The sequence below is a fragment of the Streptomyces sp. NPDC015125 genome (genome assembly GCF_043080045.1).
Taxonomy (GTDB): domain Bacteria; phylum Actinomycetota; class Actinomycetes; order Streptomycetales; family Streptomycetaceae; genus Streptomyces.
Window position 1 is genome coordinate 181,210 of record NZ_JBIBVF010000015.1, and the last position, 14,786, is coordinate 195,995.

Sequence of the window (14,786 nt, forward strand, 5' to 3'; positions counted from 1 at the left end):
GACACCGTCTCATGAGCGCCAGTCCAGTGGGACCGCCTTGTCACGGTCCCACGGAATCTCCCAGCCGGCGTAGTGCAGGATCCGGTCGATCACTCCGGCCGTAAATCCCCAGACCAGGGCATTCTCGACAAGGAACGCAGCTCCGGTGTGGCCGCTGGGATGGCGGGTTGTCACACGATGGGCCGGGTCCGTGAGATCCGCCACGGGAACCGTGAAGACCCGGGCGGTCTCCGCCTGGTCGACCGCGCCGACCGGGCTCGGCCGGCGCCACCACCCCAGGACCGGCGTCACCACGAAGCCGCTGACGGGGATGTAGAGCCGCGGCAGCACCCCGAAGACCTGCACACCGGACGGATCGAGGCCGGTCTCCTCCTGGGCCTCGCGCAGCGCCGCCCGCACGGGACCGGGGCCGTCGGGGTCGCCGTCCTCCGGATCGAGGGCGCCACCGGGGAAGGAGGGCTGGCCGGCATGCGAGCGCAGGGTCCCGGCGCGCTCCATCAGGAGCAGCTCGGGGCCGCGGGCGCCATGACCGAAGAGGATGAGCACCGCGGACTGCCGGCCTCCGCTCTCCGGCGGCAGGAAGCGGCTGAGCTGGCGTGGCTCGATGGTGGCGGCCGCGCGGGCCACCGGGGCCAGCCACTCGGGCAGGCCGTCGGAGGTGACCGTGGTGTCCCGGCCGGACGCCGCGCCGGACGCCACCTCGGACGCCGCGCCGGACGCCACCTCGGACGCCACCTCGCGGACGTCCGCCTCCTCGCCGTACCGCTGCTCCCGTGCGCTCCTCATACGCGCCCCCTCAGGCCTGGCATCGATCGTCGGTCACCTCTGGCGGGCGCCGTCATGAGGCGGCCACGGGAGGCGCCATCGGGGGCGCGGGCTGTCCCGGATAGCCGGCCGGCGGCTTCAACCGCTGCCCCGGCTGACCGCCCAGCTCGTACTTCAGCAGCTTCTTCGCCTTCTCCGGGTCCGTCTCGCCCTCGCCGTAGGCGGGGCACAGGGGGGCGATCGGGCAGGCGCCGCAGGCGGGCTTACGGGAGTGGCAGACGCGGCGGCCGTGGAAGACCACCCGGTGCGAGAGCATTGTCCACTCGCTCTTGGGGAAGATCTCGGCAACATCCGCCTCGACCTTCTCGGCGTCCTCCGCGGTGGTCCAGCCGAAACGGCGGGCGAGTCGGCCGAAGTGGGTGTCGACGGTGATGCCCGGGACGCCGAAGGCGTTGCCCAGCACCACGTTGGCGGTCTTGCGGCCGACCCCGGGGAGGGTGACGAGGTCCTCCAGGCGGCCCGGCACCTCACCGCCGAAGCGGTCGCGCAGCGCGGCCGACAGACCGAGCAGCGACTTCGTCTTGGCCCGGAAGAAGCCGGTCGGCCGGATCAGCTCCTCCAGCCGCTCCGGGTCCATTGCGGCCATGTCCTCGGGCGTCGGGCAGACCGCGAAGAGGCGCGGGGTGGTCTGGTTGACCCTCAGGTCGGTGGTCTGCGCGGACAGGACCGTGGCGACCAGCAGCTCGAAGGGGTTGGTGAAGTCCAGCTCGGGGTGGGCGTACGGATACAGCTCGGCCAGCTCACGGTTGATCCGGCGGGCCCGCCGCACCATGGCGACACGCGACTCGGGCTTGCGCGCGGGGGCCTTCTTGGCGGGGGCCTTCGGGGCGGCCTGCTTGGCCGCCGTCTTCTTGGGGGCGGTCTTCTTGGCGGCCGTCTGCCTTGCGGCGGTCTGCTTGGCCGCCGTCTGCTTTGTGGCGGTCTGCTTGGCCGCCGTCGTCCTCGCCGCCGTCTTCTTGGCCGTCGTGGCCGCCGTCTTCTTTGCCGGGGCCGCCTCCTTGGCTGCCGCCTTCTTGGCCACCGTCTTCTTCGTGGCGGCCTTCTTGGCGACGGCCTTCTGCGCGGTGACCTTCTTCGTGACAGCCTTCTTCGCCGCGGCCTTCGTGGCCGCCGCCGGCTGCTCTGGAGTTTCGTTCACGGCGGCCTTCTTCCCTGCCGAGGTCCTGCCTACCGAGGTCTTCTTCACGGAGGTCTGCGAGGTGGTGTCCTGCGCCGCCGGTCGCGACGCGCCAGACTTGCGGGCGCCCGGCGTCCTGCCGGACGTCACCCCGGAGGGCGATTTGTTACTTTTATCGGAATTCGAGGTGCGGCCGGACGGCTGTTCGCCCACAGCGGAATCACGCCCTGCACTCACTCTTCCGGCCCCCCACTCCTCTGCTCTCACCGGCGTATTGGACACTCGGCCAGACTAAGGCCAGCCACTGACATCCGGCTTGATCGCTATGATTCCTGACCCCAATCGGCCCCCTGCCTTATGGCTCGGGGCACCGGTCCGGCAAACTTGTGATTGATCGCACTGTTTTGCATTCCGGCATGATGGGGACCACAGTCCCCCGGAGCATGTCGACAAGGAGAGATCTCGTGGACGACGTTCTGCGGCGCGCACCGCTCTTCGCGGCGCTCGATGACGAGCAGGCGGCCGAGCTGCGCGCCTCAATGGGAGAGGTCACGCTCGCCCGCGGCGACGCCCTGTTCCACGAAGGGGACCCCGGCGACCGCCTGTACGTGGTCACCGAGGGCAAGGTGAAGCTGCACCGCACTTCCCCGGACGGCCGGGAGAACATGCTGGCCGTTCTCGGCCCCGGAGAGCTGATCGGTGAACTTTCGCTCTTCGACCCGGGCCCGCGTACGGCCACGGCCTCGGCCCTCACCGAGGTCAAGCTCCTCGGCCTGGGCCACGGCGACCTTCAGCCCTGGCTGAACGCCCGCCCCGAGGTGGCCACGGCCCTGCTGCGTGCAGTTGCCCGCCGACTGCGCAAGACCAACGACCAGATGTCCGATCTGGTCTTCTCGGACGTACCGGGCCGGGTGGCCCGCGCCCTGCTCGACCTGTCGCGCCGCTTCGGCGTGCAGTCCGAGGAAGGCATCCATGTCGTCCACGACCTCACACAGGAGGAGCTGGCCCAGCTGGTCGGCGCCTCCCGCGAGACGGTCAACAAGGCACTCGCGGACTTCGCGGGCCGCGGCTGGCTGCGTCTGGAGGCGCGCGCCGTGATCCTGCTGGATGTCGAGCGGCTGGCCAAGCGCTCGCGCTGACCCGGCTCGCACCCAGCCTTGGAAGGGCCCCGCTCCGGCGGGGCCCTTCGTCATGGGGTCACGGTGCCGCCGCTTCTTTCGTCAGGGGCCGCCGCTTCCGTCGTGAGGCGCCCGCCGCTTCCTTCGCCAGGGGCCCGCGGAATCACCGGCTCCGCCCGTAACGCGGCCGCGGGACCACCGGCCGCCTCCTCCTGGCCCACCGGCCCCCGGCCGTCGTCCCGTGTCCCGTGGTGCGCTCCCCGTAAACAGGTCGCCGCACCACCGCCCACCTGGCCATAGTGGCGCCATGACCAACGGCACGGGGCTGGACCGGGACGGCTACTTCCTGCGGGAAGGCTCCCTGGACCGCGTATCCGCGCCGTTCGCGCCCGTCGTGGCGGAGCTCGGGGCCCGGATCGGCGCGCACTTCGGCCCCGGCCGCCTGCACAGCAGCTATCTCTTCGGCAGCATCCCGCGCGGCACCGCCGTCCCCGGGGTCTCCGATCTCGACGCGCTGATCGCCCTGCAGGACGAGCCCACCGATGCCGACCGCGCTGCCGTCCGCGCCGTCGAGCATGCCCTGGATGCCGCGTTTGCGCAGATCAACGGCGTGGGAATCCTGCTGTTCGGAGTGCACCGCCTGCGCAGCGAGCGGGAGCGGTACGACCTCGCGTGGTTCGTGGCCTGTCTGTGCACCCCGGTCAGCGGTCCGGATCTCGCCGCCGAACTGCCCCGTTACCGCCCCACCTCGCTCCTCGCCCGCGAAACCAACGGCGACCTCTTCCGCAGCCTGCCCGGTCTGCGCGAGAAGGCCGCGGCGGCCACTACGGAAGCCGAGCGCACCCGGCTGACCCGGGGTGTGGCGCGCCGGCTGGTGCGGACCGGATTCACCCTGGTCATGCCCCGCTGGGGCGGCTGGACGAGCGATCTCACCGAGTCCGCCGAGGTGTTCGGCCGCTACTACCCGGCGCACGCCGAGCAGATGCACGCCGCGGCGCGCGCCGCCCGGGCACCCGCCGCGTACCCGGAGCTGCTGGACCAGTTGCTCACCGGCCTCGCCCCCTGGCTGGCCGCCGAATACCTGTCCGTCCACGGGGCGAAGGCGCCCCCGCCCCGGACGGGCTGACGGCGCCTCGCAACCCGCCCCGGGGCCGGTCCTCGCCCCGGCCCCGCCCCGGCCCCGGGCCAATGGCCCCGCCCGGTGGGCCCCCGCCGCCGGTCCCCGTCCCCGCTGGGCGCCATCGGCTCGTCAACTCTCGCTCAGCTCGGTCAGCTCGGTCAGCTCCCGGTCAGCTCGGTCAACAACTCTCGGTCAGCTCGGTCGGCGCGATCAGCTCTCGATCAGCCCGTGTTCGCCCAGGTAGTCCAGCTGTGCCCGCACGGACAGCTCGGCGGCCGGCCACAGCGAGCGGTCGACATCGGCATAGACGTTCGCGACGACCTCGGCGGGTGAGCGGTGGCCGGCCTCGACCGCGGTCTCCACCTGGGCGAGCCGGTGCGCGCGGTGCGCCAGATAGAACTCCACCGCCCCCTGGGCGTCGTTCAGCACCGGCCCGTGGCCCGGGAGGACCGTCGCCACCCCGTCGTCGACCGCCAGGGAGCGCAGCCGGCGCAGCGAGTCCAGGTAGTCGCCCAGCCGCCCGTCGGGGTGTGCCACCACGGTGGTGCCGCGCCCCAGGATCGTGTCGCCGGTGAGTACCGCGCGGTCGGCCGGGAGGTGGAAGGAGAGCGAGTCCGCGGTGTGGCCCGGTGTGGGCACCACGCGCAGTTCCAGGCCTCCGGTGGTGATGACATCGCCCGCGTCGAGCCCCTCGTCGCCCAGGCGCAGCGCCGGATCCAGCGCCCGTACGGCCGAACGGGTCAGTTCGGCGAAGCGGGCGGCGCCATCGGAGTGGTCGGGGTGACCGTGGGTCAGCAGGGTCAGCGCGATGCGCTTGCCGGCCCGCTCGGCGGTGTCGATGACGGCCTGCAGGTGGCTCTCGTCGAGCGGCCCGGGATCGATGACCACGGCGAGATCGGAGTCCGGCTCGGCGACGATCCAGGTGTTGGTGCCGTCCAGCGTCATCGGCGACGGGTTCGGGGCCAGTACGCACCGGGCCCGCGCGGTCGCCGGCCCGGCGATCACTCCGCCACGGGGCTGACCGGGGAGGGCGGCTGCTTCGGTCATGCGGGGGTCCCTCCCGAGGGGCTGGGGCGGTCGGAGGGGCTGGGGCGGTCCGAGGGGCCGTCATCGTCCCCGGGGGCACCGCTGTCGGTATGAGCGCCGGCGCCGGCATCGGCCTCGGCACGGGTGATGTGCTTGGTGAACTCGTCGTGCCCCGGCCAGCTCAACTCGATCTCGCCGCCCACGAGGCGCGCCCGCGCCAGCACCGGCGTCAGGTTCTGGGCCTCCGCCGCGGCCAGCACCTCCGCGGAGGTGGCGTACGGCTGGAGCGAGCGCAGGGTCGCGATGGTCGGCGGCATCATCAGCAGCTCACCACGGTCGTAGCCGGCCGCCGCCTCCTCTGGCCGGATCCATACCGTACGGTCCGCCTCCGTGGAAGCGTTCCAGGTGCGCTGGCCCTCGGGGAGCGCCGCGACGAAGAACCAGGTGTCGTAGCGCCGCGGCTCGAACTCGGGGGTGATCCAGCGGGCCCAGGCACCGAGCAGATCGGAGCGCAGGACCAGGCCGTGGCGGCCCAGGAAGTCGGCGAAGGACAGCTCGTGGGCGACGAGGGCGGCGCGGTCGGCCTCCCAGTCCTCGCCGGTGGTGTCCGCGACGACCGTGTCGGCCGAGGCGCCCGCGAGCAGCACGCCCGCCTCCTCGAACGTCTCGCGGACCGCCGCGCAGACGATGGCCTGCGCGGTCGCCGGGTCGACGCCCATACGGACCGCCCACTGGGCGCGCGACGGGCCGGCCCAGGCCACCGGGCGCTCGTCGCGTGGATCGACGGAGCCGCCCGGATAGGCGTACGCGCCTCCGGCGAAGGCCATGGAGGCGCGTCTGCGCAGCATGTGGACGGTGGGCCCGCCGGAGGCGGAGTCCCGCAGCAGCAGGACGGTGGCGGCCCGCCGGGGCTCGGCAGGGGTCAGCTCACCGTTCGCGAGTGCCCGGATGCGGTCCGGCCACTCCGGTGGGTACCACTGGCCGTTGGTCGTGGACGACATGGCCGGATGCTATGCGCTCGCGCGCGGATGTTCGAGGGCGTCTTTCGCGCCGGAGGGCCCCTGCTGGCGAGGGGCCCTCCGGCACATGGCGCACGCTCCGGGCGTCGGAGCCCTTACGGGTGTCTGCCCGGCGCCCTTACGGGGTGTCTACTCGGCGATCTCGACCTGGATCTCGACCTCGACCGGGGCGTCCAGCGGCAGCACCGCCACACCCACCGCGGACCGGGCGTGCACGCCCTTGTCGCCGAGGATCTCGCCCAGCAGCTCGCTGGCGCCGTTGAGGACACCCGGCTGGCCGGTGAAGTCCGGCGCGGAGGCCACGAACCCGACGACCTTCACGACCCGCTGGATCTTGTCCAGGTCGCCGATGACGGACTGCACGGCGGCCAGCGCGTTGAGTGCACAGGTCGCGGCGAGTTCCTTGGCCTGCTCCGCGCTGACCTCGGCACCGACCTTGCCGGTGACCGGCAGTGCGCCGTCCACCATCGGCAGCTGGCCGGAGGTGTACACATAGGCGCCGGAGCGCACCGCGGGCTGGTAGGTGGCCAGCGGCGGCACGACCTGCGGCAGCTTGAGCCCGAGCGCCGCGATCTTGTCCTCCGCCGCGCTCACGCCTTCTCCCGCTTCAGGTAGGCCACCAACTGCTCAGGGTTGTTCGGGCCGGGCACGACCTGGACGAGCTCCCAGCCGTCCTCGCCCCAGGTGTCCAGAATCTGCTTCGTCGCGTGCACCAGCAGCGGCACGGTTGCGTATTCCCACTTGGTCATGGGCCGAGCGTAATGCCTGTCCACGACAGCGGTGGACCCCGTCCACCGCGGGCCGCCCACACCCCTCCCGTGCGGCGTTCCGGCGGCGTGGTCGCCGACCCCTACGGAGCATCCCCGACCCGCCCCGGAGAAGCGGCGGGCAGATTCTCCGGGACTTCCCAGGCGTATCCCGTGCGTAGCCGGGACGCGGACTGGTTAGGCTCCTTGGCGTGAGCAGGCTCCATGTCGTCAGTGGCAAGGGCGGTACCGGCAAGACCACGGTCGCCGCTGCCCTCGCCCTCGCCCTGGCCACCGAGGGACGACGCACCCTCCTGGTCGAGGTCGAGGGCCGGCAGGGCATTGCCCAATTGTTCGAAACAGAAGCGCTCCCTTACGAGGAGCGCAAGATCGCGGTGGGTCCGGCATCGGAAGGTGCGTCGCCGTGGGGCTCCCCCCGGACGGAGTCCGCGGGAGAGTCCGCCCGGGGCGGCGGCGGAAGACGGTCGGGCGGGGAGGTCCACGCCCTGGCCATCGACGCCGAACGCGCCCTTCTGGACTACCTCCAGATGTTCTACAAGCTCGGCAGCGCGGGCCGGGCCCTGAAGAAGCTCGGCGCGATCGACTTCGCCACGACCATCGCGCCGGGCCTGCGGGACGTCCTGCTGACCGGCAAGGCGTGCGAAGCGGTGCGCCGCAAGGACAAGAGCGGAAAGTTCGTCTACGACGCGGTCGTGATGGACGCCCCGCCGACCGGCCGGATCACCCGCTTCCTGAACGTCAACGACGAGGTCGCCGGCCTTGCGAAGATCGGCCCGATCCACAATCAGGCGCAGGCCGTGATGCGGGTGCTCAAATCGCCCGAGACCGCGGTGCATCTGGTGACGCTCCTGGAGGAGATGCCGGTCCAGGAGACCGCGGACGGCGTCGCCGAGCTGCGCGCCGCCGGCATCCCCGTGGGCGGCGTCGTCATCAACATGACCCGCCCGGCACTGCTGGACAACGGCGCCCTCGACAGCGCCGCCCGCGGGGCGCGTACGGGCGTCGCCAAGGCGCTCTCCGAGGTCGGTCTGGGCGGCGCCCGCCGCGGCGGCCTGGCGGACCGGTTGATCGACCCCCTGTTGGAGCAGGCGCGCGAACACGCCGAGCGGGTCGAGCTGGAGCGCGCCGAACACGCCGAACTGACCGCAATCGGCCTGCCCACCTACGAGTTGGAGCTGCTCCCCGAGGGAGTGGACCTCGCCGGGCTCTACCACCTGGCGAGAGACCTGCGGAAACAGGGGCCCATATGACCTCGGACACCACGACGCTGGACGCCTCGGCCCCGCGGCTCGAGGTCGATGCGCTGATCGACGACCCGCACACCCGCATCGTGGTGTGCTGCGGCTCGGGCGGCGTCGGCAAGACCACGACCGCCGCGGCCCTGGGCGTACGCGCCGCCGAGCGCGGCCGCAAGGTCGTCGTGCTGACCATCGACCCGGCCAGACGACTGGCCCAGTCCATGGGCATCTCCGAGCTCGACAACGTCCCCCGCCAGGTCAAGGACGTCGACGAGAGCGCGGGCGGCGAACTGCACGCGATGATGCTGGACATGAAGCGCACCTTCGACGAGATCGTCGAGGGCCATGCGGATGCCGACCGGGCCCACGCCATCCTGGAGAACCCCTTCTACCAATCCCTGTCGGCCGGTTTCGCGGGCACACAGGAGTACATGGCCATGGAGAAGCTCGGCCAGCTCCGCGCGAACGACGAGTGGGACCTGATCATCGTCGACACCCCGCCGAGCCGCTCCGCACTGGACTTCCTGGACGCGCCCAAGCGCCTCGGCTCCTTCCTGGACGGCAAGTTCATCCGGGTGCTGATGGCGCCGGCGAAGGTCGGCGGCCGGGCCGGCATGAAGTTCCTCAACGTCGGCATGTCGATGATGACCGGCACCCTCAGCAAGCTCATGGGCGGTCAGCTGCTGCGCGATGTGCAGACCTTCGTGGCCGCCATGGACACCATGTTCGGCGGTTTCCGCACCCGCGCTGACGCCACCTACCGCCTGCTGCAGGCGCCCGGCACGGCGTTCCTCGTGGTGGCCGCGCCGGAGCGGGACGCGCTGCGCGAGGCGGCGTACTTCGTCGAGCGGTTGGCCGCCGAGCAGATGCCGCTGGCCGGTCTCGTGCTGAACCGGGTGCACGGCAGCGGGGCCGCCCAACTGAGCGCCGAGCGCGCCCTGGCCGCCGCGGAGGCCCTGACCGACCGCATGGCGGAGGACACCCACGCGGACACGACTTCGGACACGGCCGCGGAAACGGCTTCGGACACCGCCACGGACGCCGAGGCGGCCCCGACCGCAGCGGCCGGCCCCGACCGCGGCTCCGCCATGGACACCGACCCTGCTCCCGGCCACGTAGAAAATAATCTTGAAGCCACCGGCATTGTGGATCTCGACGGCGGGAAGGCTGGATCACGTACCGCCGGCGGCCTCTCCCCCGCCGCGGCGGATCATGTGGCACCCACGTCAGTCTCAGCGGCGCAACTGGCCGCCGGACTGCTACGGCTGCACGCGGAACGTATGCAGGTCCTCGCGCGCGAACGTCGCACGCGGGACCGCTTCACCGCGCTGCATCCCGAGGTTCCGGTGACAGAGGTTGCCGCGCTGCCCGGCGATGTCCATGACCTCGCAGGCCTGCGTGCCATCGGCGACCGCCTGGCACTGAACCCCACGGACACCGACGGCTGAGCCGTACGCACGGCCGACTCAGCCACCCAGCACAAAGCGCCCGTCACCACCGCGCGAAGCGCCTCTCACCGGCACGCACACAGGCACAGGTAGGCACGCCACCAGGCACGTCCACACACAGGCACATGTCACACACAGCCAAGTGTCACACCGCACAGTCTGTGCACGCCCCGGGCGTCAAACTCCTGAACGCCCGACTCCCGAACGCCCAACTCCCGGGCGCCCTCACGACACTGATGGCACGTCACCACACAGCAATCAGAACGCGCCACCAGCCCAAACTTCTCGGCCAAATCTCCCGGCCGCAGTCTGCGAGCTACGGGCCACAGCCCGCAGTTGCCCGCCTACCCGACCGCGGCGAACTCGTCGAAGATCTCGTCCTCGCAGTCCAGCGGCAGGATGCCCGTGCTGCGCTCGTACTCCGTGCGCGCCGTCTCCAACAGCCGACGCCATGACGTCACGGTCGGGCGGCGACGCAGCAGCGCCCTCCGCTCGCGCTCGGTCATCCCGCCCCACACGCCGAACTCCACCCGGTTGTCCAGGGCATCGGCCAGGCATTCCGTGCGTACCGGACACCCGGTGCACACTGCCTTGGCGCGGTTCTGCGCTGCCCCTTGTACGAACAGTTCATCCGGATCGGTAGTGCGGCAGGCTGCCTGTGCACTCCAGTCGGTTACCCAGCTCATGCTGGCGCCGTCCTCTCCCGAATCGAGGCTCCCCCACGGCGGCAATCGGCATATTCACCGTTGCCAGTTGAGGACGTTACGGAAGGCAGGCAGGGCGCAACACCCCCTTCGGGCCCAATCTTGAATGGCCCGAACGGACTATGCGTACGCGGCAGATCACCCAACGGAGTGACCGAACGGCATACGTCACGTTGCGCACAAGACAGGACAGTTCACCGTCCTGACACGGGGTTTCTCTCGACACACACAGGCACGTGGGGGCGCGGCCCGCGGGAGGAGGGGGTTGACGAACCGATGCGTAACCGTTCAGCTGTGGTAGCTGAGAACAGGCTAAACGAACAGGTGCGCCCCTGTCCGGCGATTGAGAACGTAGGGTGCCCTCATGCCTAAGAAGCGCGATGGCGGGGGTCTGCCCAAGACTCAGCAGGCCGCCAAGTTCCTCGGTGTCAGCGTCCTGGCCGGAGCGGTGCTCGCCGGCCTCGCGCTCCCGGCGGCCGGGGCGCTGGGCCTGACCGCCAAGGGGTCGGTCGAGGGCTTCGACGACATCCCGGCGAACCTCAAGACGCCGCCGCTCAGCCAGCGGACCAGGATTCTGGACGCCAAGGGCGGCGAGATCGCCAAGGTCTACTCCCGTGACCGTACGGTCGTCGACCTCAAGGACATGTCGCCGTATATCCAGAAGGCGATCGTCGCGATCGAGGACGCGCGTTTCTACCAGCACGGTGCCATCGATCTGAAGGGCATCCTGCGGGCGCTCAACAAGAACGCCCAGTCCGGCGGCGTCTCCCAGGGCGCCTCGACACTGACCCAGCAGTATGTGAAGAACGTCTTCGTCGAGGAGGCGGGCGACAACCCGGACAAGGTCGCGCAGGCCACCCAGCAGACCCTCGGCCGCAAGGTCAAGGAGCTCAAGTACGCGATCCAGGTCGAGAAAGAGCTCGGCAAGCGGAAGATCCTGCAGAACTACCTCAACATCACGTTCTTCGGGCAGCAGGCCTATGGCATCGAGGCGGCCGCCCAGCGCTACTTCAGCAAGCAAGCCAAGGACCTGAACCTCGGGGAGTCGGCGCTGCTGGCCGGCATCGTCCAGTCCCCCAGCCGTTACGACCCGGTCAATGACCCGCAGGAGGCCACCCGGCGGCGCAACACCGTGCTGCAGCGGATGGCCGATATGAAGGACGTCACCCAGGCGGAGGCCGACGCGGCAGCCAAGAAGCCGATCAAGCTGGCGGTCAGCCGCCCCAAGAACGGCTGCATCACCGCCACCCACGGCGCCGGCTTCTTCTGCGACTACATCCGCACGGTCTTCCTCCGCGACAAGTCGTTCGGCAAGAGCCGGAAGGTCCGTCTGCAGCGCTGGAACGAGGGCGGGATGACCATCCGCACCACCCTCGATCCGCAGACCCAGAAGTCGGTGCAGGCGTCGATCAAGGATCACGTCTACGAGGACGACCCGGTCGCCTCGGCCGCCACCATCGTCGAACCGGGCACCGGCAAGATCCTCGGCATGGGCCAGTCGCGCCCGTACGGATTCGGCGAGAACGAGACCGTGATCAACCTCTCGGTGAACCACGACATGGGCGGCGGCGCCGGTTACCTGCCCGGGTCGACCTTCAAGCCGGTGGTCGCGGCGGCCGCGCTGGAGCAGGGGACGAATCCGGAGCAGGAGTACCCGGCGCCGTACCGGATGCCCTATCCCAGCCCCGTCCAGACCTGCGACGGCGAATGGCAGGGCAACGGCTCCGAGACCGTCGAGAACGAGAACAAGGAAGAGGTCGGCCCGTACGCCATGAAGGAGGCGACCGCGAAGTCGGTCAACACCTACTTCGTGCAGCTGATCAGCGATATCGGTGTCTGCCCCGCGGTCAAGATGGCACAGAAAATGGGCATCGAGCGGGCGGACGGCAAGCCGCTGCAGCAGGTTCCGTCGATGACACTCGGCACCCAGGAGATGTCACCGCTCACGATGGCGGCCGGGTACGCCGCTTTCGCCGGCGGCGGCCGGTACTGCTCACCGGTGGCCATCGAATCGATCACCGACGCGCGCGGCCGCGCGATGAAGGTCCCGCAGACCAGCTGCCGCACCGCCATGTCCAAGAAGACCGCGGACACCATCAACACGCTGCTCAAGGGCGTCGTCGAGGACGGCACCGGCAAGGAGGCCGGGCTCAAGGGCCGCGACAGCGCCGGCAAGACCGGCACCACCGACAGCCGCTACGCCGCCTGGTTCGTCGGCTACACCCCCAACGCGGCCGGCGCGGTCTGGGTCGGCGACCCGCAGCACAAGCGCAAGATGTACGACATCACCATCGGCGGCGTGCCCCACGACAAGGTCTACGGCGCCGACACCCCCGGCCCCATCTGGCGGGACGCCATGTCCGGCGCGCTGGCCGACCGGCCCGCACCCACCCTGCCCACCGTCGCGATCGACGATCCCGCCAGGGACAAGAACCAGGGCGACGAGGGCGACAAGGGCCGCGGCAAGCACAAGCCCGGCCGGGGCGGCCGCGGCGGCGACAACAAGCCGGGCGGCGGCTGGCACATCCCCGGCTTCCCCGACATCCTGGGCGGCGGCAACGGCGGCTGGTGAACGGCCGCTGGTGAACAGCCGCTTGCCGCGAACGGCCAAGAAGGATGCCCGCCCCGTACGACGCGGTGGATGCCGGCCCGTACGACGGAAGGGTCTCGGCCCCTACGGCGAAGGACGCCGACCCGTAGAACAAAAGAGGAAGGGGCGCCCCACACCATGGGGGGCGCCCCTCCTCTTTCCCGGAAAAGCTCCGTCCGGCCGCTCAGCCGGCGAGCAGCTTCTTCACCACCGCGGCGACCCGGCCGCCCTCGGCGCGGCCCGCCACCTGCGGGTTGACGATCTTCATGACGGCCCCCATCGCCCGCGGCCCCTCGGCACCGGCGCCCTTGGCCTCCGCCACGGCCGCCGCGACCAGCTGCTCCAGCTCCTCGTCGGTCAGCTGCTTGGGCAGATAGTCGGCGAGCACCTCGCCCTCGGCGCGCTCCCGCTCGGCCGACTCCCCCCGGCCGCCCTTCTCGAAGGCCTCCGCGGCTTCCCGGCGCTTCTTCGCCTCCCGCGCGATGATCTTCTCGACCTCGTCGTCGGACAGCTCGCGCGCCTCGGTGCCCGCAACCTCCTCCTTCTGGATCGCGGTCAGCGTGAGACGGAGGGTGGAGGAACGCAGTTCATCGCGCGCCTTGATCGCGGTGGTGAGGTCGTCCTGCAGCTTGGACTTGAGCGTGGTCATGCCGTTGAGTATGCCCCCACCCGCCGACAACCACCGCGCCTTTTCCTCCCGGCCCACCGCGCCCACCACCCGGCGGGGCGGCTCCCTCCCGCTGCACTTACCCCCCGCACTCTGCGACGATGGTGACCATGCGCGCGCGATACGGAGTACCCCTGACCCTGACCGCAGTCGGCGCGGCCGGCCTGGCCTACGCCGCAGGCTTCGAAGTCCGCTCCTTCCGCCTCCGGCGCGTCACCGTGCCCGTACTGCCCCGCGGCATGCGGCCGTTGCGCGTCCTGCAGGTCTCCGACATCCACATGGTCAGCGGCCAGCGCAAGAAACAGCGCTGGCTGCAGTCGCTCGCCGGGCTGCGCCCCGACTTCGTCGTCAACACGGGCGACAACCTCTCCGACCCGGAGGGCGTCCCCGAGGCGCTGGACGCGCTCGGCCCGCTGATGGAATTCCCCGGCGCCTACGTCTTCGGCTCCAACGACTACTACGGCCCCAAGCTGCGCAATCCTGCCCGCTACCTCATCGAGCGGGCCCAGGGCCGGCACGGCCTCAACGGCAATGCACCCGCCGTGGGCGCCGTCCACAACCCGTGGGAAGAGCTGCGTGACGCCTTCGACGCGGCCGGCTGGGTCGGCCTGTCCAATTCCCGCGGCCGCCTCAAGCTGGAGGGCATCGAGATCGCCCTGACCGGCCTGGACGACCCGCACATCAAGCGTGACCGCTACGCCGAGGTCGCCGGCGGCCCGGAATCCGGCGCCGATCTCTCGCTGGCCGTCGTACACGCCCCCTACCTGCGCTCCCTGGACGCCTTCACCGCCGACGGCTATCCGCTGATCCTGGCCGGCCACACCCACGGCGGCCAGCTCTGCATCCCCTTCTACGGGGCCCTGGTCACCAACTGCGACATCGACACCGACCGTGTGAAGGGCCTGTCCAGCCACACCGCCGCCGGCCACACCTCCTACCTCCACGTCTCCGCCGGCTGCGGCACCAACCGCTACACCCCGGTCCGCTTCGCCTGCCCCCCGGAGGCGACCCTGCTGACCCTGACGGCGCGGGGCTGAGACGGTCCGGGGCCCGGTCCGGACCCAGGTCTCGGACCCAGGTCTCCGGACCAGGACCGGGGGCCTGCCGGACGGGCGGCCGTCTCTTACCGGGCGGCCGTCATGCCCGA

The 14,786-nt window shown here is 71.0% G+C and carries 14 protein-coding genes; 6 read left to right on the forward strand and 8 right to left on the reverse strand.

Annotated features, from left to right (window positions below):
- Positions 1 to 9 precede the first annotated feature (9 nt).
- Positions 10 to 786, reverse strand: a complete 777-nt coding sequence (locus tag ACF088_RS27595) for an NUDIX hydrolase (protein WP_392378541.1) — start codon at positions 784 to 786, stop codon at positions 10 to 12.
- Positions 787 to 838: 52 nt separating this feature from the next.
- Positions 839 to 1,963 carry an endonuclease III gene (gene nth, locus ACF088_RS27600; RefSeq protein WP_392378542.1) on the reverse strand — a complete coding sequence of 375 codons (1,125 nt, stop codon included), beginning with the start codon at positions 1,961 to 1,963 and terminating at the stop codon, positions 839 to 841.
- A gap of 443 nt (positions 1,964 to 2,406) precedes the next feature.
- Between nth and ACF088_RS27605 the strand changes: the two genes are divergently transcribed.
- Both ACF088_RS27605 and ACF088_RS27610 read left to right on the forward strand, forming a co-directional pair.
- On the forward strand, positions 2,407 to 3,081 hold the full coding sequence (locus ACF088_RS27605) for a Crp/Fnr family transcriptional regulator (RefSeq protein ID WP_006604164.1): 675 nt from the start codon (positions 2,407 to 2,409) through the stop codon (positions 3,079 to 3,081).
- Positions 3,082 to 3,367: 286 nt separating this feature from the next.
- Positions 3,368 to 4,186, forward strand: coding sequence for a nucleotidyltransferase (locus ACF088_RS27610; protein WP_392378543.1), 819 nt, complete (start codon positions 3,368 to 3,370; stop codon positions 4,184 to 4,186).
- A 204-nt stretch (positions 4,187 to 4,390) separates the two neighbouring features.
- Here ACF088_RS27610 and ACF088_RS27615 read toward each other — a convergent pair whose 3' ends face one another.
- The 4 genes from ACF088_RS27615 to ACF088_RS27630 form a co-directional block, all read right to left on the reverse strand.
- Positions 4,391 to 5,227, reverse strand: coding sequence for an MBL fold metallo-hydrolase (locus ACF088_RS27615; RefSeq protein ID WP_392378544.1), 837 nt, complete (start codon positions 5,225 to 5,227; stop codon positions 4,391 to 4,393).
- Complete coding sequence (locus ACF088_RS27620; RefSeq protein ID WP_392378545.1) at positions 5,224 to 6,207, reverse strand: NUDIX hydrolase; 984 nt, start codon at positions 6,205 to 6,207, stop codon at positions 5,224 to 5,226. Before ACF088_RS27620 ends, ACF088_RS27615 begins: the two co-directional genes overlap by 4 nt.
- Before the next feature lie 147 nt (positions 6,208 to 6,354).
- Positions 6,355 to 6,819, reverse strand: a complete 465-nt coding sequence (locus ACF088_RS27625; protein WP_392378546.1) for a RidA family protein — start codon at positions 6,817 to 6,819, stop codon at positions 6,355 to 6,357.
- Complete coding sequence (locus ACF088_RS27630; protein ID WP_003967454.1) at positions 6,816 to 6,974, reverse strand: DUF4177 domain-containing protein; 159 nt, start codon at positions 6,972 to 6,974, stop codon at positions 6,816 to 6,818. The genes ACF088_RS27625 and ACF088_RS27630 overlap by 4 nt, the downstream gene beginning before the upstream one ends.
- A 209-nt stretch (positions 6,975 to 7,183) precedes the next feature.
- Here ACF088_RS27630 and ACF088_RS27635 point away from each other — a divergent pair, with 209 nt between their 5' ends.
- Together ACF088_RS27635 and ACF088_RS27640 are read left to right on the forward strand one after the other, a co-directional pair.
- Positions 7,184 to 8,242 (forward strand): ArsA-related P-loop ATPase, encoded by a 1,059-nt coding sequence (locus ACF088_RS27635; RefSeq protein WP_392378547.1) that lies wholly within the window; start codon positions 7,184 to 7,186, stop codon positions 8,240 to 8,242.
- Complete coding sequence (locus tag ACF088_RS27640; RefSeq protein ID WP_392378548.1) at positions 8,239 to 9,678, forward strand: ArsA family ATPase; 1,440 nt, start codon at positions 8,239 to 8,241, stop codon at positions 9,676 to 9,678. Before ACF088_RS27635 ends, ACF088_RS27640 begins: the two co-directional genes overlap by 4 nt.
- Positions 9,679 to 10,022: 344 nt before the next feature.
- Here the strand turns inward: ACF088_RS27640 and ACF088_RS27645 are convergent, their stop codons facing one another.
- The gene (locus ACF088_RS27645; RefSeq protein WP_088799104.1) at positions 10,023 to 10,364 is read right to left on the reverse strand and encodes a WhiB family transcriptional regulator; all 342 of its coding nucleotides are present in this window, start codon (positions 10,362 to 10,364) and stop codon (positions 10,023 to 10,025) included.
- Between the two features lie 382 nt (positions 10,365 to 10,746).
- Between ACF088_RS27645 and ACF088_RS27650 the strand changes: the two genes are divergently transcribed.
- Positions 10,747 to 12,954: a transglycosylase domain-containing protein gene (locus ACF088_RS27650; protein ID WP_392378549.1), complete on the forward strand. Its 2,208-nt coding sequence runs from the start codon at positions 10,747 to 10,749 to the stop codon at positions 12,952 to 12,954.
- Positions 12,955 to 13,156: 202 nt separating this feature from the next.
- Here the strand turns inward: ACF088_RS27650 and ACF088_RS27655 are convergent, their stop codons facing one another.
- Positions 13,157 to 13,621 carry a GatB/YqeY domain-containing protein gene (locus ACF088_RS27655; RefSeq protein WP_392378550.1) on the reverse strand — a complete coding sequence of 155 codons (465 nt, stop codon included), beginning with the start codon at positions 13,619 to 13,621 and terminating at the stop codon, positions 13,157 to 13,159.
- Positions 13,622 to 13,749: 128 nt separating this feature from the next.
- On the opposite strand from ACF088_RS27655, the gene ACF088_RS27660 reads away from it, so the two are divergent.
- Complete coding sequence (locus ACF088_RS27660; RefSeq protein ID WP_392378551.1) at positions 13,750 to 14,676, forward strand: metallophosphoesterase; 927 nt, start codon at positions 13,750 to 13,752, stop codon at positions 14,674 to 14,676.
- Positions 14,677 to 14,786: the final 110 nt, after the last annotated feature.

Coding starts and splice junctions, on each gene's coding strand:
- ACF088_RS27595 (WP_392378541.1), bottom strand. CDS start 786: ATGAGGAGCGCACGGGAGCAGCGGTACGGCGAGGAGGCGGACGTCCGC.
- ACF088_RS27615 (WP_392378544.1), bottom strand. CDS start 5,227: ATGACCGAAGCAGCCGCCCTCCCCGGTCAGCCCCGTGGCGGAGTGATC.
- ACF088_RS27640 (WP_392378548.1), top strand. CDS start 8,239: ATGACCTCGGACACCACGACGCTGGACGCCTCGGCCCCGCGGCTCGAG.
- ACF088_RS27630 (WP_003967454.1), bottom strand. CDS start 6,974: ATGACCAAGTGGGAATACGCAACCGTGCCGCTGCTGGTGCACGCGACG.
- ACF088_RS27655 (WP_392378550.1), bottom strand. CDS start 13,621: ATGACCACGCTCAAGTCCAAGCTGCAGGACGACCTCACCACCGCGATC.
- ACF088_RS27650 (WP_392378549.1), top strand. CDS start 10,747: ATGCCTAAGAAGCGCGATGGCGGGGGTCTGCCCAAGACTCAGCAGGCC.
- ACF088_RS27645 (WP_088799104.1), bottom strand. CDS start 10,364: ATGAGCTGGGTAACCGACTGGAGTGCACAGGCAGCCTGCCGCACTACC.
- ACF088_RS27620 (WP_392378545.1), bottom strand. CDS start 6,207: ATGTCGTCCACGACCAACGGCCAGTGGTACCCACCGGAGTGGCCGGAC.
- ACF088_RS27660 (WP_392378551.1), top strand. CDS start 13,750: ATGCGCGCGCGATACGGAGTACCCCTGACCCTGACCGCAGTCGGCGCG.
- ACF088_RS27610 (WP_392378543.1), top strand. CDS start 3,368: ATGACCAACGGCACGGGGCTGGACCGGGACGGCTACTTCCTGCGGGAA.